Origin of the sequence: Streptomyces narbonensis (assembly GCF_014649015.1) — a bacterium.
GTDB classification, from domain to species: domain Bacteria; phylum Actinomycetota; class Actinomycetes; order Streptomycetales; family Streptomycetaceae; genus Streptomyces; species Streptomyces narbonensis.
The window spans coordinates 128,633-151,651 of record NZ_BMSF01000001.1 but is presented as its reverse complement, the minus strand read 5'-3'; the positions used below and the strand labels follow the sequence as shown (position 1 = coordinate 151,651).

24 protein-coding genes, 1 tRNA gene, 1 pseudogene and 1 riboswitch are annotated in these 23,019 nt (G+C 70.3%); of the genes and pseudogenes, 9 read left to right on the top strand and 17 right to left on the bottom strand.

The genetic code is table 11. From position 1 onward, the window contains the following. Nucleotides 1-123 precede the first annotated feature (123 nt). The 3 genes and pseudogenes from IE124_RS00670 to IE124_RS00660 form a co-directional block, all read right to left on the bottom strand. Nucleotides 124-861 (bottom strand): annotated as a pseudogene (locus tag IE124_RS00670) (YidC/Oxa1 family membrane protein insertase); the annotation flags it as partial. A gap of 69 nt (nucleotides 862-930) precedes the next feature. After that, nucleotides 931-1,224 carry a DUF6412 domain-containing protein gene (locus IE124_RS00665; RefSeq protein ID WP_189503671.1) on the bottom strand — a complete coding sequence of 98 codons (294 nt, stop codon included), beginning with the start codon at nucleotides 1,222-1,224 and terminating at the stop codon, nucleotides 931-933. Between the two features lie 71 nt (nucleotides 1,225-1,295). Then, nucleotides 1,296-1,844, bottom strand: a complete 549-nt coding sequence (locus tag IE124_RS00660) for a winged helix-turn-helix transcriptional regulator (protein WP_189503669.1) — start codon at nucleotides 1,842-1,844, stop codon at nucleotides 1,296-1,298. An 89-nt stretch (nucleotides 1,845-1,933) separates the two neighbouring features. On the opposite strand from IE124_RS00660, the gene IE124_RS00655 reads away from it, so the two are divergent. Then, nucleotides 1,934-3,328, top strand: a complete 1,395-nt coding sequence (locus IE124_RS00655; RefSeq protein ID WP_189503667.1) for an MFS transporter — start codon at nucleotides 1,934-1,936, stop codon at nucleotides 3,326-3,328. Here the strand turns inward: IE124_RS00655 and IE124_RS00650 are convergent. After that, nucleotides 3,270-4,088 (bottom strand): class E sortase, encoded by an 819-nt coding sequence (locus tag IE124_RS00650; RefSeq protein WP_229831999.1) that lies wholly within the window; start codon nucleotides 4,086-4,088, stop codon nucleotides 3,270-3,272. The two genes, IE124_RS00655 and IE124_RS00650, sit on opposite strands and share 59 nt — an antisense overlap. 98 nt (nucleotides 4,089-4,186) lie before the next feature. On the opposite strand from IE124_RS00650, the gene IE124_RS00645 reads away from it, so the two are divergent. Next, the gene (locus IE124_RS00645) at nucleotides 4,187-5,197 is read left to right on the top strand and encodes a hypothetical protein (protein WP_189503665.1); all 1,011 of its coding nucleotides are present in this window, start codon (nucleotides 4,187-4,189) and stop codon (nucleotides 5,195-5,197) included. Nucleotides 5,198-5,204: 7 nt separating this feature from the next. Here IE124_RS00645 and IE124_RS00640 read toward each other — a convergent pair whose 3' ends face one another. Continuing rightward, nucleotides 5,205-6,344, bottom strand: a complete 1,140-nt coding sequence (locus IE124_RS00640) for an MrcB family domain-containing protein (protein WP_189503663.1) — start codon at nucleotides 6,342-6,344, stop codon at nucleotides 5,205-5,207. 203 nt (nucleotides 6,345-6,547) lie between these two features. On the opposite strand from IE124_RS00640, the gene IE124_RS00635 reads away from it, so the two are divergent. Further along, nucleotides 6,548-6,847: a hypothetical protein gene (locus IE124_RS00635; protein ID WP_189503661.1), complete on the top strand. Its 300-nt coding sequence runs from the start codon at nucleotides 6,548-6,550 to the stop codon at nucleotides 6,845-6,847. Nucleotides 6,848-6,860: 13 nt separating this feature from the next. On the opposite strand, the gene IE124_RS00630 is transcribed toward IE124_RS00635, so the two are convergent. The 4 genes from IE124_RS00630 to IE124_RS00615 all read right to left on the bottom strand — a co-directional run bounded on the left by IE124_RS00630 (nucleotide 6,861) and on the right by IE124_RS00615 (nucleotide 11,005). Then, nucleotides 6,861-8,129, bottom strand: a complete 1,269-nt coding sequence (locus IE124_RS00630) for a DUF445 domain-containing protein (RefSeq protein WP_189503659.1) — start codon at nucleotides 8,127-8,129, stop codon at nucleotides 6,861-6,863. Between the two features lie 12 nt (nucleotides 8,130-8,141). After that, nucleotides 8,142-9,161 carry an ABC transporter ATP-binding protein gene (locus IE124_RS00625; RefSeq protein WP_189503657.1) on the bottom strand — a complete coding sequence of 340 codons (1,020 nt, stop codon included), beginning with the start codon at nucleotides 9,159-9,161 and terminating at the stop codon, nucleotides 8,142-8,144. 4 nt (nucleotides 9,162-9,165) lie between these two features. Next, on the bottom strand, nucleotides 9,166-9,942 hold the full coding sequence (locus IE124_RS00620) for an ABC transporter permease (RefSeq protein ID WP_189504680.1): 777 nt from the start codon (nucleotides 9,940-9,942) through the stop codon (nucleotides 9,166-9,168). 253 nt (nucleotides 9,943-10,195) lie between these two features. Next, nucleotides 10,196-11,005, bottom strand: coding sequence for an ABC transporter permease (locus tag IE124_RS00615; RefSeq protein ID WP_189503655.1), 810 nt, complete (start codon nucleotides 11,003-11,005; stop codon nucleotides 10,196-10,198). 182 nt (nucleotides 11,006-11,187) lie between these two features. Here IE124_RS00615 and IE124_RS00610 point away from each other — a divergent pair, with 182 nt between their 5' ends. Further along, a complete protein-coding gene (locus tag IE124_RS00610; protein ID WP_189503652.1) occupies nucleotides 11,188-13,413 on the top strand; it encodes a transglycosylase domain-containing protein in 2,226 nt (741 codons plus the stop codon). A 6-nt stretch (nucleotides 13,414-13,419) separates the two neighbouring features. Here IE124_RS00610 and IE124_RS00605 read toward each other — a convergent pair whose 3' ends face one another. From IE124_RS00605 to IE124_RS00595, 3 genes are all read right to left on the bottom strand, one after another. Then, nucleotides 13,420-13,740: a DMT family transporter gene (locus IE124_RS00605; protein ID WP_028811654.1), complete on the bottom strand. Its 321-nt coding sequence runs from the start codon at nucleotides 13,738-13,740 to the stop codon at nucleotides 13,420-13,422. A gap of 33 nt (nucleotides 13,741-13,773) precedes the next feature. Beyond that, nucleotides 13,774-13,844: riboswitch (guanidine-III (ykkC-III) riboswitch) on the bottom strand. Between the two features lie 45 nt (nucleotides 13,845-13,889). Beyond that, the gene (locus IE124_RS00600) at nucleotides 13,890-14,228 is read right to left on the bottom strand and encodes a GroES family chaperonin (RefSeq protein WP_017237090.1); all 339 of its coding nucleotides are present in this window, start codon (nucleotides 14,226-14,228) and stop codon (nucleotides 13,890-13,892) included. A gap of 46 nt (nucleotides 14,229-14,274) precedes the next feature. Further along, a complete protein-coding gene (locus tag IE124_RS00595; RefSeq protein ID WP_189503651.1) occupies nucleotides 14,275-14,595 on the bottom strand; it encodes a DUF3618 domain-containing protein in 321 nt (106 codons plus the stop codon). 142 nt (nucleotides 14,596-14,737) lie between these two features. Between IE124_RS00595 and bcp the strand changes: the two genes are divergently transcribed. From bcp to IE124_RS00580, 3 genes are all read left to right on the top strand, one after another. Beyond that, entirely contained in the window at nucleotides 14,738-15,211 is a 474-nt protein-coding gene (bcp, locus tag IE124_RS00590) for a thioredoxin-dependent thiol peroxidase (RefSeq protein ID WP_189503648.1), read from the top strand. 228 nt (nucleotides 15,212-15,439) lie between these two features. After that, nucleotides 15,440-16,366: an HNH endonuclease signature motif containing protein gene (locus IE124_RS00585; protein WP_229831997.1), complete on the top strand. Its 927-nt coding sequence runs from the start codon at nucleotides 15,440-15,442 to the stop codon at nucleotides 16,364-16,366. A gap of 51 nt (nucleotides 16,367-16,417) precedes the next feature. Next, nucleotides 16,418-16,500 (top strand) — tRNA-Leu (locus IE124_RS00580). 63 nt (nucleotides 16,501-16,563) lie between these two features. On the opposite strand, the gene rdgB is transcribed toward IE124_RS00580, so the two are convergent. From rdgB to IE124_RS00560, 4 genes are all read right to left on the bottom strand, one after another. Next, nucleotides 16,564-17,172: an RdgB/HAM1 family non-canonical purine NTP pyrophosphatase gene (rdgB, locus tag IE124_RS00575; protein ID WP_189503644.1), complete on the bottom strand. Its 609-nt coding sequence runs from the start codon at nucleotides 17,170-17,172 to the stop codon at nucleotides 16,564-16,566. 8 nt (nucleotides 17,173-17,180) lie between these two features. Further along, entirely contained in the window at nucleotides 17,181-17,588 is a 408-nt protein-coding gene (locus tag IE124_RS00570) for a hypothetical protein (protein ID WP_189503642.1), read from the bottom strand. 63 nt (nucleotides 17,589-17,651) lie between these two features. Continuing rightward, nucleotides 17,652-18,383, bottom strand: coding sequence for a ribonuclease PH (rph, locus tag IE124_RS00565; protein ID WP_189503640.1), 732 nt, complete (start codon nucleotides 18,381-18,383; stop codon nucleotides 17,652-17,654). A 364-nt stretch (nucleotides 18,384-18,747) separates the two neighbouring features. Next, entirely contained in the window at nucleotides 18,748-19,020 is a 273-nt protein-coding gene (locus IE124_RS00560; RefSeq protein WP_268246699.1) for a PTS sugar transporter subunit IIB, read from the bottom strand. 196 nt (nucleotides 19,021-19,216) lie between these two features. Here IE124_RS00560 and IE124_RS00555 point away from each other — a divergent pair, with 196 nt between their 5' ends. Further along, nucleotides 19,217-20,515, top strand: coding sequence for a PTS transporter subunit EIIC (locus IE124_RS00555; protein WP_189503638.1), 1,299 nt, complete (start codon nucleotides 19,217-19,219; stop codon nucleotides 20,513-20,515). A gap of 287 nt (nucleotides 20,516-20,802) precedes the next feature. Next, entirely contained in the window at nucleotides 20,803-22,068 is a 1,266-nt protein-coding gene (locus tag IE124_RS00550) for a PTS transporter subunit EIIC (protein WP_189503636.1), read from the top strand. 86 nt (nucleotides 22,069-22,154) lie between these two features. Here the strand turns inward: IE124_RS00550 and IE124_RS00545 are convergent, their stop codons facing one another. Beyond that, entirely contained in the window at nucleotides 22,155-22,907 is a 753-nt protein-coding gene (locus IE124_RS00545; protein WP_189503634.1) for an MBL fold metallo-hydrolase, read from the bottom strand. Nucleotides 22,908-23,019: the final 112 nt, after the last annotated feature.

Below are 23,019 nucleotides of genomic sequence, written 5' to 3'. Positions count from 1 at the left end.
CTTCCGCTTCCCACTCACCGGCGGCTCCCCCTCACCGGCCGGCGGCTCCTCCTTCCCACCCACCGGCGGCTCCTCCTTCCCACCCACCGGCGGCTCCTCCTTCCCGCCCGTCGATTCCTTCTCCTCCCGGAAGAGGTAGGCCCGCTCGACGGCGGTCCAGGCGGTGCTGGTGACGACGTAGAGGGCGGCGGCGAGGGGGACGACGGCGACCGTGATCAGGGTGGCGAAGGAGAGCAGCGGCATCACCTTGGTGATCGCGCCCGCGCCGGGCGTGGGCTGCCCCAGGTCGAGGGGCTGGGCGGCGAGCTGCCGCCTTGTGCGGCGGTAGGTGAAGACGGCCACGGCGGTGACGAGCGCGAACAGGACGAGATAGACCCGTCCCGCCGGGCCGAACACGCCGCCGTGGGCCAGCGCGTCTGCCCAGTGGTCGCCGAGCGGGGCGGCGAACAGCGTGTGCCCGGCCATCCGGTCGCCGGAGAACAGGTGGTACATCAGGAAGAACGCGGGCGCCTGGAGGAGGCTGGGCAGGATCCCGGCGAAGGGCGAGACCTTCTCCTTGGCATGGAGCTCCAGCATCGCCTTCTTGAGGCGCTCGGGGTTCTTGGCGTGCTTCTTGCGGAGGGCGGCGAGCTGCGGGGCGATACGGGTGCGGGCCTTCTGGCCGCGGGCCGAGGCCCGGGAGAGCGGGTGGACCGCGAGGCGTACGAGCATCGTGAAGAGGACGATCGCGGCGGCCGTGGCGGTGGTGGCGAAGAGCGGCTGGAGCAGGTCGGCGAGCCGCTCGACCAGGGAAGCGAAGACGGACAAGGGGGAGCCCTCCGTGGGGTCTCGTCGTGCCGGGAGAGATTCGGGTCTCGGCATGACGGATCCGCGTGAGGACCTCTGGATGTGCGGGCGCTCCCCGTCTCCGGGGGCTCCGGCGTGGGCTCCCTACGCGGCCGTCGGGAGGGGACGGCCGGGAGCTCGGGGTCTGCGGCGGCCTGCGGCGTCGGGATCGCGCTGGGGCAGGAAGGCGGTCCGCCGCTCACGGTCGCGTATCGCCGTGCGGACGCGGGTGGCGGGGACGGCGGGGGCCACAGGGGCGCCCATGAGGGCGCAGACGACGCTGGTCGCGGTGAGGACGACGGCGGCGAGGCCCTCGCCGTCGGAGAGGAGGAGGCCGGCGAGGGCGAGAAGCAGGAAGACGGGCGCGAGCACGCGCAGGAGGTACCCCCTGACCGTCATCTCACCACCCCTTACCGTCACGGTTTCTGTGACCATTGAGCCTTTCCCACCCTGAAGACGTCCCGGCCGGATCAGGAGTTCCCGGCTTCGGACACATCTTCGCGCCCGACCGGGACGAGGAGCCGACGGGGCCGGAGCAGGGCGCGGCCGACGGGGTCGCCGGGGTCCGGGTCGAGCCCGGCGCCGGGCCGCATCTCGACGTCGGCGGGCGGCACGGGGATGCGGCAGGCGGGGCATTCGCCGTACGAGCCGAGTTCGGTGCCGCAGTCGGCGTGGTGGAAGTGGCGCACCGGTACGGCTCCGGGGACCTCGGCCCGCCCCCAGGCGCCGAGCGAGCGCAGGACGGGCCAGAGGGCGAGGCCGCGCTCGGTGAGCACGTACTCGTCCCGCGGGGGCGACTCCTGGTAGCGCCGCCGATCGAGGACGCCGGCCTCGACGAGGGCCTGGAGGCGGGCGGCGAGGACCGCGCGCGGGACGCCGAGGTGCACGAGGAAGTCGTTGTAGCGGCGGACTCCGTAGAAGGCGTCGCGGACGACGAGGAGGGTCCAGCGCTCGCCGACGACCTCCAGGGCGCGGGCGATGGAGCACTGCTGGTGGACGTAGTCCTTGCCGAGAGCCATGACCCCATCGTACCCACTCTAGGTTCATTGAATGAACCTAACTGGTAGCGTAGGTTCATTCACCGAACTGAAGGGTGAGGGTCCCTGCCATGCCCCGACTCGCCACCGCCCCGCGCGCCCCCTCCCGTACGCGCACGACCCGCCCCTCCGCCACACTCGCCGTCACCGGCGCGGCCACGGCCGTGGCGCTGATGAACTACACGGCCCCGATGCTCACGCTCCCCGACACGGCCGCCGCCTTCGGAACGCCGGAATCGGCCCGGGCCTGGCTGCTCAACGGCACCCCGCTCGGCCTCGCCGTCCTCCTCCTCGTCGCCGGCAGCCTCGCCGACGGACACGGGCGGCGCCGGGTCTTCCTCCTCGGCACCCTCGCCCTGGGCGCCGCCACCGGCCTCGGCGCGTTCGCGGGCTCCACGCTCACCTTCACCCTGGCCCGGATCGCGCAGGGCGCGGCGAGCGCGGCGGTCCTCGCGGGCAGCCTGGGCCTGCTGGCGGACGCGTACCCCTCGGGCCGCGACCGGATCAGGGCGACCGGCATCTGGGGCGCGTCGGTCAGCGGCGGCATCGCGCTCGGCCCGCTGCTCGCGGGCGCACTGAGCCTGCTGGACTGGCGCCTGGCATACGGGGTGCTGGGCCTCGGAGCCCTGCTGATCGCGGCAGCGGGCACCCGCACGCTCGCCCCGGAGACGGCGGCGCCGGTACGGCAGGCTCGCCCCGACCTCCCTGGCGCCCTCACGCTCGGCCTTGCCCTGGCGTCCCTGCTCACGGCACTCACACTCGGCAGGGACGGCTGGCTGCGCCTGCCGGTGGGCCTCCTCCTCATCGCCTCCGCCGCCCTGACGGCGGTCTTCGTGACGGTCGAGCACCGGAGCCGTACGCCCATGGTCGACCTGACGCTCCTGCGCCGGCCGGCGTTCCTGGCGTCGACGCTGGGGGCGCTGTTCACGGGCCTGGCGGTGATCGGCCTGTTCAGCGTGGTGCCCGCGCTGCTCCAGAGCGGGGCGGGGATGTCACCGCTGGGGGCGGCCTGGCTGTTCGTGCTCTGGTCGGGCACGGCGTTCGCGGTGGCGCTCCAGGCGCGCCGCCTCGCGGGCCGGCTGTCCGCCGCGTACCAACTGACCTTGGGCTTCGCCCTGTCGGCGGCGGGAGTCCTGGGCCTGCTGGGCGCACTGGAGGGCCCCTGGCCGCGCCTCCTCCCGGGCCTCCTCGTGGCGGGCGCGGGCAGCGGTCTCCTGAACGCCGCACTGCCCCGGCTCGCGGTCGACTCCGTACCGCCGGAGCGGGCGGCGATGGGCTCAGGTGCCAACAACACCGCCCGCTACATCGGTTCGGCGGCGGGCGTGGCCCTGACCCTGGCACTGACACCGGCGGGCCCGGACACGGCGCTCCTGGTCTCGGCGGGACTGGCGCTGACGGGCGCGGCGATCACCCTCGCCCTGGGCCGACGAGCTTCGCCCACACCACGAGCCGATGGGCGCTGCTGAACTCGGGCGTACAGGTGGTGAGGGTGAGGTAGGACCCGGCGGTGGAGTACCCGTACGACGGCTTGACGAGGGACCGGGGCACGGGCCGGACGACCCCGACGTCACGCGGCGCGGTCTGCGGGAGGACCTGGTCGACGCGGTAGGTGTACGTCCGCGCCCGGGTCCGCACGCTGATCTCGTCACCCGGCCGCAAGCGGTTGATGTACCGGAAGGGCTCACCATGGGTGTTCCGGTGCCCGGCGAGGGCGAAGTTCCCGGGAAGCCCGGGCCCGGCGGTGCCGGGGTACTGCCCGACGTACCCCTTGTCGAGGACGGACCGCTTGGAGATGCCGCGGGCGACGGGGGCGGTGAGGCCGAGCTGGGGGATACGGAGGATGGCGAAGGCGTCGGAAGGGGCGGACGGCCGGGCCCGGGGACCGCCGGAGGGCCGCTCCTGCACCGCACCTCCCGCCGCCTCCGTCTCCTCGGGCACGGAGGTCTCTCCCGGCACCGCGCTCTCCCCCGGCACCACGGTCTCCCCGGTCACCGGTGTCTCTACCGGAGGGCTCCCCTCATTCCCGGAGGGAGAGATCTCCCACTCCCGCTCAAGAACCCCGACCTGCTCACGGGCCTCGGCGCGGGCCTGCTGGTTGGTCCACCAGAGCTGATGGACGACGAGAAGGAGCACGACAACCCCGCAGGTGACGACGGTCTCGGCGCACACCCACAGCACACGGGCACCGGCACGACGCCGCCCCCGCGTCTGAACGACGACGGGCACTCGCTCCCGCACCCTGCCCTGCCCCCTGACCCGCACGCGGGGCACGATAAGCGCTGAGGCGCCAACTCTCCAGGCCCGTACAGCAGTACGGTGAAGGTATGCGCCCCGACACTCCTGCCGCCCACACCACCGAAGCCGAGCGCCTGCTGCGCACGGCCGCGCAGTACCCGGGAGACCGGGAACCCCTCTACCTCCAGGCCGCGGCCCACCGGGAACTGGCGGGCGACCGCCCGGGGGCGACGGCCCTCTACGACGCCCTCCTCTCGGGTGAGCCGGCGAACCCGCTCCTGATCAGGGCGCTGAAGGCGGCGAACCTCTGGGAGTACGGCCACGAGGCCGAGGCGCGGGCGATCATCGACGGGATCCGCCGCGAAAAGCCGACGGACGCGACGCCGTGGGAGTTCACGGCGGAGACGCTGGAGGCGCACGACGAACTGGAAGAGGCGGAGTCGACCCTCACGGAAGCCGCCGGGCTCCTGGCCAAGGCACCGGCGACCGACCTCCCCCACCCCACCAGGTCCCTGATCACGACGAGGCACAGGATCCGCAGGATGCTGGCCCTGGAGCACGACGACTGGGACACCCTGGCCGACCGCCTGCACCCGGCGGCCGTCCCCCTGGACGAACTCCACGACCCGAAGCGCCTCTGGTCGCTCGGCTCCTCGGACCCGGCGGAACTCCAAGCGGAAATCACGAGGCTCCGCTCGGAACTGGGCACGTACCGCACGGCCCTCTCCCGCCCGTTCCCGGTGGCGGTCCTTCACTGGCCGGAACCGGAACTGGACGAGCTGCTGACGGCGTACCCGGAACTGGAGGCGGAGTACCCCACGTACCGCGCCCACCTCACGGACATCGAGGCGTCCCTCCGCGAACTGGCCCAGGCGGGCACCCCCAACCTGGGCATCGTCCGCGCGACGGTCCCCTCCTACGAAGCCTTCGCAGCCTCGGAATCCACCCACCCGTCCAACGCGGACCTGCTCCCCCAGTACGCAACGACCCTGGCAGCCCGAGGCCGAGCGGCGGCTTGGCCACCGGCCCAGGACGCGGCTTGCTGGTGCGGCCGGGAGGCTACGTACGAGGAGTGCCACGGGAGCGCCGACCAAGACTGAAGCTCGGTCAGGCGTCCGGCACTAGCCCCCAAGCGATGGCCGTGTGAGTCCCACCCCAGGAGACCGGGTCGTCTCCTGTGGGCCAGACGGCGGCGATGCCCAAAGTCTCCAGGTAGGGGCCGAAGGCGCCGATGGGTGCACTAAAGACAGCCAGGAGGTGAGGGTCCTCCCTCGCCCCGGCTGCCAGTCGGTAGTACTGGTGCCGGTACTCAAAGAGCTGAGCCACGGCCTCACGGACCGAAGCACGATGCCCACCGAGCGATATCTGCTTGGCTTCCACGAGCCACTCGATAGAAGAACCCTCCGCACGGAGGATCAGGTCTCGGTGCCCGATCGACCGGTTGATCGGCTCGTACGAACAAGCAGCGGCATGTGCGGCGAACTCTGACACGAGCCGCTCGTGATCACGCGTACGGCGCTGCCTACCGCCCTGCACGTCGACCCAATAGCCGTCGCTGCTTCCCGGCAGGAACGTGCCCGGCTCACCCTCGTCGGGGGATGTGTGCCCTCCCGCATAGAAAGAGGTCGGCTCCTCCGCGGTCGGGAACTCGACATCTGCGAAGCAGCGATCGACGGCAGCCGCGTGAGAAAGAAGGACCACGGCTTCCGCGAGGTGCTGTGCCAGCTCCTCCTCAGAGGGGAGGCTTGCCAAGACGTACCGTCGCGCTGCGATGTCGGCATGCTCGTAGGCTCGGGGGCGCCAGCCGAGGGAAGCGGAGTCCAAGCTGACCCCGTCCTGCCAGTCACTCGCCAATCGCGGCGGCAGCGCAAGGCGGTAGGGCGTCCCCCGCTTCACCAGATAGTCGTGGAGCTTCCGCCCGGTGCCATAGTGCTGAGGCTTGGCTGCGTCGGAGACACCTTGCTGGAGCGACAGCGTTACGGTCTTGCGGTCCGCGTCGAAGAGATAAGCGAGGTAGAGCCCCTTCTTGGGGTCCGTGTTGACGTCCTCACGGAACACACCGATCCAGGGAACCCGCGCCATGTTTCCCTTACCGGCATACCCGACGGCAGAACAACCCTCCGGCAGCGGCAGACCATTGAGCCCCTCCACCCCCCAAAGCAGGGCACAGTCGGGACGTTCAGCTGAGGCCACCCCCGTGGGGTCGTAGATCCTCGCCACTTCTTGAAGCAGATCATGGAGCGCCATCCGCGGACGCTACCCCTCTACGATCAAAACCACCTGTGATTGCGCTCACAATCGAGCTGAACAACGTCATGTCTATAGGGCAAGCGCACGTGATGTGCACGTGATTGGCCCGTTCCGATCTGCGCGATCCACACCTCGCGGACCACGAGAAGAGCTGCCAGTTAGGCTCGCTAGAAAGCGATTCCACGGCGAAAGGACCCCTCATGCCCCGCATCCCCTCCCCCGCCATAGCCGCCGCCGGCCTTGTGGGCGGTTATGCCGTCGCGCGGTGGAGCAAGAAGCGGCCGCTCGGTGGGGCCGTGCTGGCTGTGGCCGGTGGGGTCGCCGCTCGGGAGTGGCAGCAGGTCGGTGGGGCCAAGGTCGCTGCCGGGCTCGGCGCCGCCTACGTCGCCGCCTTCGCCGGGTCCCATCCGCTCGCCAAGAAGATCGGGGCCTGGCCCGCCGTGTTCTCCGTGGCCGGCGGCATGGCCGCCGCCTCCTGGGCCGTCACACGCGGGAAGTAGGTCCCCGCGCGCCTCAGCCGCCCGCCGCGTGGCTCACCGTGTAGATCAGCAGGCCCGCCAGGGCGCCCACCACCGTGCCGTTGATGCGGATGAACTGGAGGTCGCGGCCGATGTTGGCCTCGATCTTCTTCGAGGTCTGGGTGGCGTCCCAGCCGGCGACCGTGTCCGTGATCAGGGACGTGATCTCGTGGCGGTACGTCGTGACCACGTAGGCCGCCGCGTCCTCCGCCCAGCCCTCGACCTTCGCCTGGAGGCGGGTGTCCGTCGCCAGGCGGTTGCCCAGGGACATCAGCGAGGCGCGGGCGCGCAGGCGGAGCTGGCTGCGGTCGTCCTCGGCGGCCGCGATGATGAGGTTGCGGATCGAGGACCAGGCCGAGGCGATGATGTCCTGGATCTCCGGGCGCGCCAGCAGGTCCGACTTCAGGCGCTCGACACGGGCCCTCGTGTCCGTGTCCGCCTGGAGGTCGGCCGCGAAGTCCGTCAGGAAGCGGTCGATCGCGCCGCGCGCCGGATGCGACGGCATGTCCCGCATCTCCGTCACGAAGCGCAGCAGCTCCTTGTAGACGCGCTCGCCGATGCGCTTGTCCACGAAGCGCGGCGTCCAGCCCGGCGCGCCGCCCTGCACCGCATCCATCACCGACTCGCCGTGGGTCACCAGCCAGTCGTGCGCGCGGGTGCACACCAGGTCCACCGCCCGGCGGTGCGCCCCGTCCTCGACGATCTTCTCCAGGGTCTTGCCCAGGCCCGGGGCGATCTCCGCCGCCTCCGCCCGGCGGGTGATCGCCTCGCCCACGACCGCCTGCACGTCCGAGTCCCGCAGGACCGTCAGCGCGCCGCGCAGCGCCGTCGACGCCTCCGCCGTCACCCGGTCCGCGTGGGCCGGGTCCGCCAGCCACGATCCGAGGCGGCGCCCGATGCCGAACGCCGCCAGCCGGCCCCGTACGACATCCGCCGAGAGGAAGTTCTCGCCGACGAACGAGCCCAGCGAGGCTCCCAGCTGGTCCTTCTTCGTCGGGATGATCGCCGTGTGCGGGATCGGCAGCCCCAGGGGGTGCTTGAAGAGGGCCGTCACCGCGAACCAGTCCGCGAGCGCGCCGACCATGCCCGCCTCCGCGGCGGCGGCGACATAACCCGTCCAGGCACCCCAGCCCGCGTTCTCCGCCCAGGTCGCCAGGCCGTAGATCACGGCCACGGCGAGCAGCAGCGCCGTCGCCAGCGACTTCATCCGGCGGACGCCTCTGCTCTTCTCCTCGTCCGCCGCCGTGTACGAAAAACTCACCATGGGCCTGACCTCCTACATCAGGGACTCCCGGCGCTCCTCGCGAGTTCCCCCGTACATCTTCGCGATAACCGCCTCGATGTCGGGCTCCCGCACCGAGAGGTCGACGAGCGGGTACGCGGCGGCGACCGCGGCGACCAGGGGAGCCGCCGAGGACGAGGCCGGGAAGGCCAGGTACTGGCGGGGGCCCTCCGCCCGTACGAAGCGGGCGCCCGGCACGTCCTCGATCGGCGGCAGCTCCCGCTCCAGGTCCACCACCAGGAGCCGCTCGCTCTCGCCCACGGCGTGCAGCCCGGCGAGCTTGCCGTCGTACATCAGCTTGCCGTGGTCGATGACCATCACCCGCGAGCACAGCTGCTCGATGTCCGTCAGATCGTGGGTGGTCAGCAGGACCGTGGTGCCCTGCGAGGCGTTCAGCTCGCGCAGGAACTCCCGCACCCGCGCCTTCGACACGACGTCCAGGCCGATCGTCGGCTCGTCCAGATACAGCACCTCCGGGTCGTGGAGCAGCGCCGCCGCGATGTCGCCGCGCATCCGCTGACCGAGGGAGAGCTGGCGGACCGGGACGTCGAGCAGCTCGCCGAGGTCCAGGAGCTCCACGCACCGGTCGAGGTTCTCGCGGTAGCGGGCGTCGGGGATCCGGTACATGCGGTGCATCAGGCCGTACGAGTCCTTCAGCGGCAGGTCCCACCAGAGCGTCGTGCGCTGGCCGAAGACCACGCCGATGCGTTGGGCCAGACGGGTGCGCTCCCGATTGGGGCCTCCCCTGCCCGAGCGAAGCCGAGAGCTTGGGGAAGGGTCGATGCCCGCGACCCGCAGCCGGCCGCCGCTCGGGGTGAGGATGCCGGTCAGCATCTTGATCGTGGTCGACTTCCCGGCCCCGTTCGGACCGATGTAGCCGACCATCTCCCCGCGCTCGACGCCGAAGCTGATGCCGTCGACCGCCCGGACCTCGCGCTTCGACCGCTTCAGCAAACCCTCCTTGCGGCGGATCGTGAAGGTCTTCTCCAGCGATTCGAGTTCGATGAAGGACACGGCCTCAGCTTCCTGTCGATCGGTACGAACGGATTCCGGCCCGCCACGCGATCCCCGCCACCCCGCAGCAGACCAACGCCACCAGCGGCGACGCGAAGGCCACCCAGCCCGGTACGCCCGCCGGGGCCGGCCGGCCGAGGACGTACAGCGCGGGCAGCCAGTTCACGAACGCCAGCGGTACGACGTACACGACCCCCCGCACCAGCTCCTGCGCGAAGATCGTCGGCGGGTACTGGAGCAGCGTGTTCCCGCCGTACGTGAACGAGCTCGTGACCTCGGCCGCGTCCTGCATCCAGAACAGGGCCGACGCCCCCAGCACCATCACCGCCGCGAAGATCACCGCCCCGCAGACCAGCATCATCGGCAGGAGCAGCACCTTCACCGGCGTCCACGCCACGTCCAGCAGGACCAGCGCCCACACCAGGACCAGCAGGCCCTGCGCCACCCGCCCGAACCGGCGCAGCGCGAACTTGTCCGCCGCGACCTGCGCGAGCAGCGGCGCCGGGCGCATCAGGAACGTGTCGAGAGAGCCGTCCCTGACCCGCCTGCCCATCCGCTGGAGCGAGCCCATCGTCAGGTCCGCCAGACCGAACGACGTGCCGGTCGTCCCGTACAGGAACGCGACCTCCGCGAAGGAGAAGCCGCCCAGCCCCTCCACCTGACCGAACATCAGCAGGATGACGACGAAGTCGAAGAAGGTGACGCAGAAACTGCTGAACAGGGTCAGCGCGAAGGAGGAGCGGTACGTCATCGTCGACCGGATCCACATCCCCGCGACCATCCGGTACGTGCGCCAGGAATCCGACGCCAGGGGGTAGGTACGCGAGGAATCCGACGCCAGGGCACGCGAGGAGTCCCCCACGAGCCCGGGGCCGCCTGCGCCGTCGATGTCAGCCACCTTGCTCTGCCGGTCGACGCCGTCGATGTCAGCCACCCTGCTCTGCCGGTCGACGCCGTCGATGTCAGCCACCCTGCTCTGCCGGTCGGCGCCGTCGATGTCAGCCACCCTGCTCTGCCGGCCGACGCCGCGTGTGTCAGCCACCCTGCACCACCACCTTCCGCGTCGCCGCCGCCTGCGCCGCCCGGCCCGCCCCGAGCAGCACCAGCGCCCAGCACCCCTGGAAGGCGTACGCCCCCGCCAGCTGCCACCCGCCCGCGTACTTCCCCAGGTACACATCGGCCGGCACCTGGAGCATCGACGCCCACGGCAGCACCCGCGCCAGCTCGCCCAGCGCGCCCGGGAAGACGTTCAGCGGGAGCAGCATCCCCGAGAAGAACAGGCCCCCCAGCCAGGCCACCTGCACCACGCCCTGGCCGTCGAGCAGCCAGAAGGCGCTCATCGCCACGAGGTACCAGATGGCGAAACTGACGGTCGAGCCGAGCGCCACCGCCACCAGGAACGCGAGCCACGTCCCGGGACCCGCGGGCAGCGTGAAGTCGAAGACGAGCGCGCCCACCGCCATCGGGACGACCCCGCGGCCGAGCAACTGGTAGGCCGACCGGCCGAGGTTGGCCGAGAACCACCAGGCCTGGAGGTCGGCCGGGCGGTAGAGGTCGACCGCGATGTCCCCGGTCCTGATCCGCTCGATCAGCTCTTCCTCGAAGCCGCCGCCCATCAGGCCGCACACCGTGATCAGCGCCTGGCCGATCCACACGTAGGCGAGGGCGTCGTCCATGGAGTAGCCGCCGAGCTGCGGGCGTTCGTCCCAGAGCGCGATGTACGTGTACGACAGGATCAGGCCGAAGACGGTGTTGGTGAACACCCCCGCCGCCGTCGCCACCCGGTAGGTGGCATGGCGCCGGAAGCCACCCGCGGCCACCGTCGCGTACAGCCGCGTGCGCATCGCTCCCCCTTCCCCTCTCTCGAACACCTCCGGCAAAGCGCCGAAAAAACGGCGAAGCGCACGACCCTAGCGGCGAGCCCCCGCACACCGCGAGCGGTTTTCCCGTCACTTCACGTGATTCGTCACCACCGATTCGGGTCGTATTCCGGAGTTTCACCGCTTTCCGGGCAATATGAGGTGCCATGCCCCCTTCCTCCGGTACGAGTGACACCCCCCGGCCATCCGGCCCGGGCTGGGAGCCGAGGGACCCAACCCTCTCCGCTCCGCCACCTCCCGCACGGAAGCGTCCCCCGCGCGCCCGGCGTCTCCGACGCGTCCTGCGGACCCTGTTCGGCCTCGCCCTCCTGGGCGCGCTGCTCCTCGGCGGGGCCTTCGTCGCCGGCTACCTCCTGGTGGAGATCCCGCCGGCCAACGCCGCCGCCCTCGCCCAGTCCAACGTCTACCTCTACCGCGACGGCAGCCCCATCGCCCGCGACGGCGAGGTCAACCGCGAGAACGTCCGGCTCGAACAGGTCCCCCTCGGCGTCCGCCAGGCCGTCCTCGCCGCCGAGGACCGCGACTTCCACACCTCGCGCGCCGTCGACCCCAAGGCCATGGTCCGCGCCGCCTGGAACACCGTCACCGGCAAGGGCCGCCAGTCCGGCTCCACCATCACCCAGCAGTACGTCAAGAACTACTACCTCGGCCAGGAGCAGACCCTCAGCCGCAAGGCCAAGGAGTTCTTCATCGCGATCAAACTGGGCCGCGAGAAGACCGAGGAGGAGATCCTCCAGGGCTACCTGAACACCAGCTACTTCGGCCGGAACGCCTACGGCATCCAGGCCGCCGCCCGCGCCTACTACGGCAAGGACGTCGAACGCCTCGACACCGCCGAAGGCGCGTACCTCGCCTCCCTCCTCAAGGCCCCCAGCGCCTACGACGTCACCACCCACCCCGAGAACCGGACCAAGGCCGTCGCCCGCTGGAACTACGTCCTCGACGGGATGGTCACCGAGGGCTGGCTCGGCCGCGCCGAACGCGCCGCCGCCCGCTTCCCCCTCCCCCAGACCGCCCGCCCCGCCACCGGCCTCTCCGGGCAGCGCGGTTATCTCGTCCAGGCCGTCGAGGAGTACCTCACCGGCCACGACGTCATCGACGAGAAGACCCTCGCCGGCGGCGGCTTCCGGATCACCACCACCCTGGACCGCACCAAGCAGGAGACGCTCGCCAAGGCCGTCGAGGACCGCGTCATCTCCCGCCTCGACCCGGACCGCAACCCCGCCGACCGCTACGTACGCGTCGGGGCCGCGGCCGTCGACCCGGGAACCGGCAAGGTCCTCGCCATGTACGGCGGCATCGACTACACCCAGCAGTACGTCAACAACGCCACCCGCCGCGACTACCAGGTCGGCTCCACCTTCAAGCCCTTCGTCTTCACCGCCGCCGTGCAGAGCGGGGCGCAGACCCAGCACGGCCTGCCGATCACCCCGTACACCCTCTACGACGGGACCAACCGGCGCCCGGTCGAGGGCTGGAGCGGCAGCCCGTACGACCCCGCCAACGAGGACGACGCCAGTTACGGCGAGATCGCCGTCGGGGAGGCCACCGGACTGTCGGTGAACGCCGTGTACGCCCAGATGGCCGTGGACGTCGGCCCCGCGCACGTCCGACGCACCGCCGTCGCCCTCGGCTTGCCCGGCTCCACCCCCGACCTCACCGCCTCCCCCTCCATCGCCCTCGGCACGGCCACCGCCAGCGTCCTCGACATGGCCTCGGCCTACGCGACGCTCGCCGCACACGGCCGGCACGGCACCCACACCCTCGTCGAGGCCGTCACGAAGGGCGGCAGGTCGATCGACCTGCCGTCCCGGCCGGCCCGGCAGGCGGTCAGCCGAGAGGCCGCCGACACGACCGCGTCGATCCTGCGGAGCGTCGTCGAGGCCGGTACGGGCACGGCGGCGCAGGCCGCCGGGCGGCCCGCGGCGGGCAAGACGGGCACGGCGGAGGACGACAAGGCCGCCTGGTTCGCGGGCTTCACGCCGGAGCTCGCGACGGTCGTCGCGCTGATGGGCCAGGACCCCGAATCGGGACGGCAGGAACCGCTGTACGGGGCACTCGGCCTGCCCCGGATCAACGGCGGCGGGACGCCGGCCGAGATCTGGGCCCAGTTCACCCGGGACGCGCTGGCGGGCACGGCCCCGCGCGAGTTCGACCTCCGGCTGATGCCGGGGGCGGAGCCGATGCCGGAGGTGCCGCCGATGCCGGACGGACCGGAGAGCCGGGAAGGGCAGGAGGGTCAGGAGGGTCAGGTCGAGGGCGGCCCGGACGCCGCCCCGGACGGGGACCCGTACCTCACGGGCGAGGCGGGGCCGGGGTCCGAGATGTCCCGCAGCCCCCTGCCCTCACGCCCACCCGTACGAGGGCAATGACCCGGCTCAGTGACCGGAAGTCGCCTTCAGACCCACCACGGCGACCAGCAGCAGACAGACGAAGAAGATCCGGGCGGCGGTCGCCGGCTCACCGAGCACGACCATGCCGAGCACCGCCGCACCGGCCGCACCGATACCGACCCACACGCCGTAGGCCGTACCGATCGGCAGCGTCTTGGCGGCATGCGAGAGCAAGAGCATGGAGGCGACGATCCCCGCGCCGGTGAACACGCTGGGCCAGAGCCGCGTGAAGCCGTCGGTGTACTTCATACCGATCGACCAGCCGACTTCGAGCAGACCCGCGACGACGAGAAGAACCCAGGCCATGACGACGACACCTCCGCGAGACGGAACAACAGGAGTGCGTCGTCTTGTCGTGTGTCCCGGTACGGCGCGTCTCGTCGGGTCTTCCCCAGGCTAGCAAAGAACGCGCAAAGGCCCTGGTGACGACGGTCACCAGGGCCATGGGGCCACGCCTACAGGTACAGCCCGGTCGAGTCCGTCGCGCCCTGGAACCGGTCCGCGGCCACCGCGTGCAGGTCCCGCTCCCGCATCAGTACGTACGCGACACCCCGCACCTCGACCTCGGCACGGTCCTCCGGGTCGTACAGCACCCGGTCGCCGATCTCGACGGTACGGACGTTCTGGCCGACCGCGACCACCTCGGCCCAGGACAGGCGACGGCCGACGGCGGCGGTCGCCGGGATCAGGATGCCGCCGCCGGAGCGCCGCTCCCCCTCGGGGGAGTCGGTGCGGACCAGGACCCGGTCGTGGAGCATCCGGATGGGCAGCTTGTCGTGCGTGTTCTCGCTCACGGTCCGAACCTACCTGCCCGGGCGTGTCGCCCGTGGCAGGGAGGGGTCATCCCTTGTGCTTACGGGACGAGGAAACGATCAGCCCGACCACCGCGACGGCGACGACCGCCACCGGCACGACCCGCTCCAGGCGGGGCGCGCCGTCCTCGTGGGTGAAGCGGGCCTTCACGTCCGAGACGACGCGGTTGACGGCGACGAAGGCGCGCCCGGCGGTCTGGTCGACCGTCGAGGCGATCTTGGCCTTGGCGTCCCCGATGATCGTCTTCGGGTGCACCCGAATGCCGATCTCGTCGAGAGTGACGGCGAGCTGCTCGCGCCGGCGGACGATGTCCGCCTCGATCTGCGCAGGGGTCCTGGCCTCCGACACCGCGCTGCCTCCGTAGTCGTGTATCCGGTCGTTGACGGACAGTGTGTCAGCTCCACCGCCGGTGAGCCGCGTCCGCCCCCCATTGGGCGTCCGCCATTAGGCTCTGGACGCGTACGCGAACACTCCCGAGGAAGAGCGAGCCATGAGCGAGCGACTGCAGCCCGGCGACACCGCCCCCGCCTTCACCCTGCCCGACGCGGACGGCAACGAGGTCTCCCTCGCGGACCACAAGGGCCGCAAGGTCATCGTCTACTTCTACCCGGCGGCCCTCACCCCCGGCTGCACGAAGCAGGCCTGCGACTTCACCGACAACCTGGACCTGCTGGCGGGCGCGGGCTACGACGTCATCGGCGTCTCCCCTGACAAGCCGGAGAAGCTGGCGAAGTTCCGCGAGAAGGAGAACCTGAAGGTCACGCTGGTCGGCGACCCGGAGAAGTCGACCCTGGAGGCGTACGGCGCCTTCGGCGAGAAGAAGCTCTACGGCAAGGTCGTGACGGGCGTGATCCGCTCCACGGTCGTGGTCGACGAGAACGGCAAGGTCGAGCACGCCTTCTACAACGTGAAGGCCACGGGCCATGTCGCCAAGATCATCAGGGACCTGGGCGTCGAGGCCTGACGTCTCCCCTGGAACGGCCCGCACCCCCGAAACGGCGGTGCGGGCCGTTCCGTATGCCGGACGCGATATTCGTACGCGTGATGACGTGACCGTCCGATATTCGTGTCGTTACTCCGTACGAGGGCACGAACTGGTGGCCGGATCGGAGGGGGTCCGATGGGGACGGGCGCGCACACGAAGGAACGGCTCAGCGTAGCCGTAGCGGAGTCGAAGGGGTGGGCAGATCTCATGCGCAGCCTCGGCCTCAACGCGAGTGGAGGGCAACGCCGCTCCTTGCAGTCGAAGGTTGCCGAGTACGGCATCGACACCACCCACTTCAAGCAGCAGAGCCCCTGGCGTAAACACACCGACAGTGCCATCGCCGAGGCGGTCGCCGCCTCTACGACGCTCCGCGAGGTCGCACAGAGGCTCGGCGTCCCCCCGACGACCGGGACGCTCTCGCACATCAGTCGACGGATCGCAGCAGCCGGAATCGACGTGAGCCGGTTCCCCGGCCTCAACCGCTCGACCACGGACCTTCCGTTCACCACGGCGGAGCTCCAGGCAGCCGCGGGGGCCACGCACAGCGTCCGGGCGATGGCTCGCCTGCTGGGCGTGGGCGATGACGGCAGATCCCGCGCCGCACTCAGACACATGCTCCGCGAGCGGGGTATCGACATCGCCCACTTCACCCACCGGCGCGTCGGTGTGCCAGAGGAGTGTCTACGGGCAGCGGTAACCGATGCCACGAGCTTCGCCGACGTGATGCGCACGCTCGGCCTCCCCGTGACCGACCAGAATCACCGCCGGGTACGGCGGCGAGTGGCAGAGCTGAGCCTCGACACGTCGCACTTCAAGCGACGCACATGGGGCACAGTGCGGATCGCAGCGCCGAAGCCCATCGCGGGCACGGTCTTCCGCGTACGACCAGAGGGCTCGTCGCGCGAGAGCCGCGACCGGCTCCATCGCGCCCTCACCGAGGTGGGCGTTCCGTATCACTGTGTCGAGTGCGGGAACGAGGGTGCGTGGCGCGGACGGACCATCACCCTGCAGATCGACCACATCAATGGGAACTGGCTCGACAACCGTCGGGAGAACCTTCGCTACCTGTGCCCCAACTGCCACTCGATGACCGCAACATGGTGCCGCGGCGGCAACCGCCGCCAGACGACCTAGCAACGCCGCTGCCCACGCCGGCCGCCTGCCCGCTAGCATGGCAGGCGACCAGCGGCCTTGGCGGAACGGCAGACGCCTCGCGTTTAGGTCGCGATGGGAGTAATCCCGTGAGGGTTCGAATCCCTCAGGCCGCACAAACCGTTAAATCGAAGGCCCTACCGGAGATTCGTCCAGGTGGGGCCTTCACCGTACGCCCCTCAGCCCAGCAGCTCCTTCACCACCGGTACCAGCGCGCGGAACGCCTTGCCGCGGTGGCTGATCGCGTTCTTCTCCGCCGGGGAGAGCTCCGCGCAGGTGACCTCGTGGCCCTCCGGCTGGAGGATCGGGTCGTAGCCGAAGCCGTTCGTGCCGGTCGGGGCGTGGCGGAGGGTGCCGCGCATCTGGCCCTCGACGACTCGTTCGGTGCCGTCCGGGAGGGCCAGGGCCGCCGCGCAGGCGAAGTGGGCGGCGCGGTGCTCGTCGGCGATGTCGCCGAGCTGGGCCAGGAGCAGGTCCAGGTTGGCGCGGTCGTCGCCGTGGGTGCCGGCCCAGCGGGCCGAGAAGATGCCGGGGGCGCCGTTCAGGACGTCGACGCAGAGGCCGGAGTCGTCGGCGACGGCGGGGAGGCCGGTGGCCTGGGCGAGGGCGTGGGCCTTGAGGAGCGCGTTCTCGGCGAAGGTGACACCGGTTTCCTTGACGTCGGGCACGTCGGGGTACGCGTCCGCGCCGACGAGTTCGAGGTCGAGGCCGGCGTCGGCGAGGATCGCGTGGAGTTCGGTGATCTTGCCCGCGTTGCGGGTGGCGAGGATCAGGCGCTGTCGGGTCATGCCCCCGATTATCCCGGGGTGCAGACCTTGGCGATCTCGCTCGCCCCGTCCGTGATCGGCTGGATGTCCGGGGTCGTGTCGCCGTTCTTGACCGCCGTGCGGACGGAGTCGACGCCCTTGGTGAGGCCGTCGACCGCCTTGGCGAGGTCGGCGTTGTCGGTGGTGTCCTTGAGGTTGCCGAGCTCGGTGCTGATCGAGTTGAGGGACTCCTCGATCTGCGTCGGGTCGTTGGAGGCGTTGGAGACGGCCTGCTGGAGCTTGTCCACCGAGGTGGCTATCGCGTCGGCGGTCTTGACGCAGTCCATGGCGGTGTCGAGGGCTCCGCAGCCGCTCAGGACGGTGGTGAGTGCGGCGGCCGTGGCCACGGCGAGTGCGAGACGGCGCTTCAAGGCGGGTCCTCCCCCAGGTGCGTACATATGACAGACGGGCGGGCGCACGGAGCTTATCCGTACGCTCGCCCGTCATGACGCAGCCAGGTGTCAGAGGGTTCCTTCGAGGGCCTTGCGCTGGATCTCGGCCAGTTCGGCGCAGCCGCCGGAGGCCAGGTCGAGGAGGGCGTTGAGCTCCTTGCGGTCGAAGGGCTCGGCCTCGGCGGTGCCCTGAACCTCGACGAAGCGGCCGTCGCCGGTGCAGACGACGTTCATGTCGGTGTCGGCGCGGACGTCCTCCTCGTAGCAGAGGTCGAGGAGGGGGACGCCGTCGACGATGCCGACGGAGACGGCGCCGACGGTGCCGGTGAGGGGCTTGCGGCCGGCCTTGACGAGCTTCTTGCCCTGGGCCCAGGCGACGGCGTCGGCGAGGGCGACGTACGCGCCGGTGATGGCGGCGGTGCGGGTGCCGCCGTCGGCCTGGAGGACGTCGCAGTCGAGGACGATGGTGTTCTCGCCGAGCGCCTTGTAGTCGATGACGGCGCGCAGCGAGCGGCCGATGAGGCGGGAGATCTCGTGCGTACGGCCGCCGATCTTGCCGCGGACCGATTCGCGGTCGCCGCGGGTGTTGGTGGCCCGGGGCAGCATGGAGTACTCGCCGGTGACCCAGCCTTCGCCGCTGCCCTTGCGCCAGCGCGGGACGCCTTCGGTGACGGAGGCGGTGCAGAAGACCTTGGTGTCGCCGAAGGAGATGAGGACGGAGCCCTCTGCGTGCTTGCTCCAGCCGCGTTCGATGGTGACGGGGCGGAGCTGTTCGGGGGTACGGCCGTCGATGCGAGACATGGGACGAGCCTAGCCGTAGCCGGGGGTGGGGCAGGGCCCGGTCGCACAACGGCGGAAAGCCCGGTCGAGGGTGGGGGAGAGCTCGGTCGCACAGCGGCGGAGGGCCCGGTCGAGGGTGGGGCAGGGCCCGGTCGTACAGCGCGGAGGGGCCGGTCGTGGGTGGGGCAGAGCTCGGTCGCACAGCGGCGGAGGGGCCGGTCGTGGGTGGGGCAGAGCTCGGTCGCACAACGGCGGAGGGGCCGGTCGCACAGAGGCGGACGTGCGCGGCCGTCCAGCGGCGCAGGTCCGGGCGCTCATGACGAAGGGCCCGTTCCCCTGCCGGAACGGGCCCTTGTCGACGTGAGCGGTTCGCTCACGTCAGGTCTCACATCAGGTCTTCGATCTCCGCGGCGATCGGGTCCGCGTCGGTGCCGATGACGACCTGGATGGCGGTGCCCATCTTCACGACGCCGTGGGCACCGGCGGCCTTGAGTGCGGCCTCGTCGACGAGCGCGGGGTCGACAACCTCGGTGCGGAGGCGGGTGATGCAGCCCTCGACCTCTTCGATGTTGTCGATGCCGCCGAGCCCGGCGACGATCTTCTCAGCCTTGGTGGCCATGCGTTTCTCCCTGTCCGTTCCGTTCGCGCGAGCGCGAATCTCGGCGCACCTGTGGTCCGCTTTGTCACGGTAACCCACGGTTGGCCCAACTTCGCGAGCGTGTGCCGCCGTTCTGCCGAATGATGACGATCACCGGCGGCCTGTCCTCAGCGGGCTCCCGGAGCCTACCGCAAGTGGTCTACACCAGTGTGCAACGAGACGCGGACCCGGCTTGTTCCGGGCAGGGAGGTCGCCGATGAGTACCGACAGCGCCGCGGCAGCGCCGAAGAGGTCCGTGTGGGGCGGACTCTTCCAGGGCCTGCAGAAGATGGGGCGCAGCCTCCAGCTCCCCATCGCCGTCCTGCCGGCCGCGGGCATCATCAACCGGCTCGGCCAGCCGGACGTCTTCGGCGCGGACGGTCTCGGCTGGGACAACGTCGCCGCGGTGATGGCGGGCGCCGGTGGTGCGCTCCTCGACGGCAACCTGGGCCTTCCGCTGCTCTTCTGCGTCGGCGTCGCCATCGGCATGGCGAAGAAGGCCGACGGCTCGACCGCGCTCGCGGCCGTCGTCGGCTTCCTCGTCTACTACACGGTCCTGCGTCAGTTCCCGAAGGACTGCCCCACGGGTACGAAGGACATCGGTGGCGCCTGCCTGGCGCCCGGGGACGTCTACGCCGCCTACACGTACCAGAACCCGGGGGTCTTCGGCGGCATCGTCATGGGCCTGCTCACCGCGTACCTGTGGCAGCGGTACCACCGGACGAAGCTGGTCGACTGGCTGGGCTTCTTCAACGGCCGCCGTCTGGTCCCGATCATCATGACGTTCGTGGCGATCGCGTTCGCCTCGCTGTGCCTGTGGGTCTGGCCGCCGATCGGTCAAGGCCTGGAGAACTTCAGCGACTGGCTGGTCGGACTCGGCGCGTGGGGGTCGGGCATCTTCGGTCTGGCGAACCGGGCGCTGCTCGTCATCGGCCTGCACCAGTTCCTGAACGTGCCCATCTGGTTCCAGTTCGGCACGTACGAGAAGCCGGACGGCACGACGGTCCACGGCGACATCCCGATGTTCCTCGCGGGCGACCCGAACGCCGGCCAGTTCCTGACGGGGTTCTTCCCGATCATGATGTTCGCGCTTCCTGCGGCCGCGCTGGCGATCACCCACTGCGCCAAGCCGCACCGGCGCAAGGAGGTCGGCGGCCTGATGCTGTCGGTCGCTCTGACCTCGTTCGTCACCGGCATCACCGAGCCGATCGAGTACTCGTTCCTCTTCATCGCCCCGCTGCTCTACGCGATCCACGCCGTGCTCACGGGTGTGTCGATGGCCGTGACCTGGGCACTCGGAGTGAAGGACGGCTTCAGCTTCTCGGCCGGCCTGATCGACTACGTGATCAACTGGGGCCTCGCGACGAAGCCGTGGCTGATCATCCCGATCGGCCTCGCGTTCGCGGTCGTGTACTACGCGATCTTCCGGTTCGCGATCACCCGGTTCGACCTCCAGACGCCCGGCCGCGAGCCGGACGAGGTGGGGGACGAGATGGAGCGGGAGAACGTCAAGTGACCCCCTGGACACCCTGCGGAAGGTGACCTTTTCAGGGCTTTCGTCCCCCTCGTAAGCCCCGCGCAAGGCCCCTGGACCTGACGGTTCGGGGGCCTTATGTCGTGCATTTCGCCCTATGGCTGAGCACACAAAATTCGCAGGTTCCTTATCTAAGTCTCACGTGCTAAAACTGGTCTACACCATTCACTGGTGTAGACCACGCGGTCCAGACCACCGCGTTCCACGAGACGTCGCCTCCCCCCGTGTTCACAGTCCCTGGCGGCGCCTTGCCTTACTGGAGGAAGTTGATGAGTACGGCCACCGCCCAGGCCGCCGCTCCCGCGAAGAAGCGCGGATCCGGCCTGTTCCAGGGCCTGCAGAAGGTCGGTCGCAGCCTGCAGCTGCCGATCGCCGTTCTGCCGGCCGCGGGTATCTTGCTCCGTCTCGGCCAGCCCGACGTCTTCGGTAAAGACGGCCTCGGCTGGGACAAGGTCGCATCCGTCTTCGCCACCGCAGGCGGCGCGGTCTTCGACAACCTGCCCCTGCTGTTCTGCATCGGCGTCGCCATCGGCTTCGCCAAGAAGGCGGACGGCTCCACGGCTCTGGCCGCGCTCGTCGGCTTCCTGGTCTACAGCAACGTGCTGAAGGCCTTCCCCGTCGCCGACGCCGTCATCAACACGACCGCCAACAAGGGCGTCGACGTCGCCGCGAAGTACAACAACCCGGGTGTCCTCGGCGGCATCCTGATGGGTCTCATAGCGGCCGTCCTGTGGCAGAAGTTCCACCGGACCAAGCTCGTCGACTGGCTCGGCTTCTTCAACGGCCGCCGTCTCGTCCCGATCATCATGGCCTTCGTCGGCACCCTCGTCGGTGTCGTGTTCGGCCTGGTCTGGGAGCCCATCGGCGACGGCATCTCCAGCTTCGGCGAGTGGATGACCGGCCTCGGTGCCGGTGGCGCCGGCCTCTTCGGCCTCATCAACCGCGCGCTGATCCCGGTCGGCATGCACCAGTTCGTGAACACCGTCTCCTGGTTCCAGATCGGTGACTTCACCAACGCGGCCGGCGAGGTCGTCCACGGTGACCTGAACCGCTTCTTCGCCGGTGACCCGAGCGCCGGAATCTTCATGTCCGGCTTCTTCCCGATCATGATGTTCGGTCTGCCGGCCGCCGCGATCGCCATCGCCCACGCCGCCCGCCCGGAGCGCCGCAAGGCCGTCATGGGCATGATGGTCTCCCTCGCGCTGACCTCCTTCGTCACCGGTATCACCGAGCCGATCGAGTTCACGTTCATGTTCATCGCGCCGGTCCTCTACGCGATCCACGCGGTCCTGACCGCCGTCTCGATGGCCGTCACCTGGGCGTTCGGTGTCCACGCGGGCTTCACCTTCTCCGCGGGCGGTATCGACTACCTGCTCAACTGGAACCTCGCGACCAAGCCGTGGCTGATCATCCCGATCGGTCTCGTCTTCGCGGCGATCTACTACGTGGTCTTCCGCTTCGCGATCACCAAGTTCAACCTCCCCACCCCGGGCCGCGAGCCCGAGGAGGAGATCGAGGACCTCACCAAGGCGTGAGCCTCGGCCGTACGAGAGGGAAGGCCCCGGAACCGACAGGTTCCGGGGCCTTCCCCATGTCCGTACAAGAACGATCGTGCGAGGACTCAGACCTCGTAGACCGCGCCCGGCCTCGCCAGTTCCGACGGGCCCCGGTAGACCTCGCGGGCGTCCGCCAGGTTCTGTTCGCCGTCCGTCCACGGGGGGATGTGGGTGAGGACCAGGCGGCCCACGTCGGCTCGGGCCGCCTGGGCGCCGGCCTCACGGCCGTTGAGATGGAGGGCCGGGATGTCCTCCTTGCCGTGGGTGAAGGAGGCCTCGCAGAGGAAGAGGTCGGTGCCGTCGGCGAGCTCGTGGAGCGCCTCGCAGACGCCGGTGTCACCGGAGTACGTGAGCGAGCGGCCCCCGTGCTCGACGCGGATGCCGTACGCCTCGACCGGGTGGCACACCTTCTCGGTGCGGACCGTGAACGGACCCAGTTCGAAGGTGGTCGACTTCAGCGTGTGGAAGTCGAAGACCTCGCTCATCGAGGTCGGCGAGGGGGTGTCCGCATACGCCGTGGTCAGCCGCTGCTCGGCACCCTCCGGCGCGTAGACGGGGATCGCGTCGCAGCGCCCGCCCTCGTGCCGGTAGTAGCGGGCGACGAAGTACCCGCACATGTCGATGCAGTGGTCCGCGTGCAGATGGCTGAGGAAGATCGCGTCGAGGTCGTACAGACCGATGTGTCGTTGCAGCTCGCCGAGGGCGCCGTTGCCCATGTCGAGGAGCAACCGGAAGCCGTCGGCCTCGACGAGGTAGCTCGAACAGGCCGAATCCGCGGACGGAAACGACCCGGAGCAACCGACGACGGTGAGCTTCATGGAGCGTGAACCTCCGTGGACGGGTGCGGAAAGCGCGCTGAGGGAGGGGGAGGCTGTGCGGTCTGTCGAGCGTAAGGCGCACCTGGGCCTGTCGCTCCTTCGTGGCGGCCCG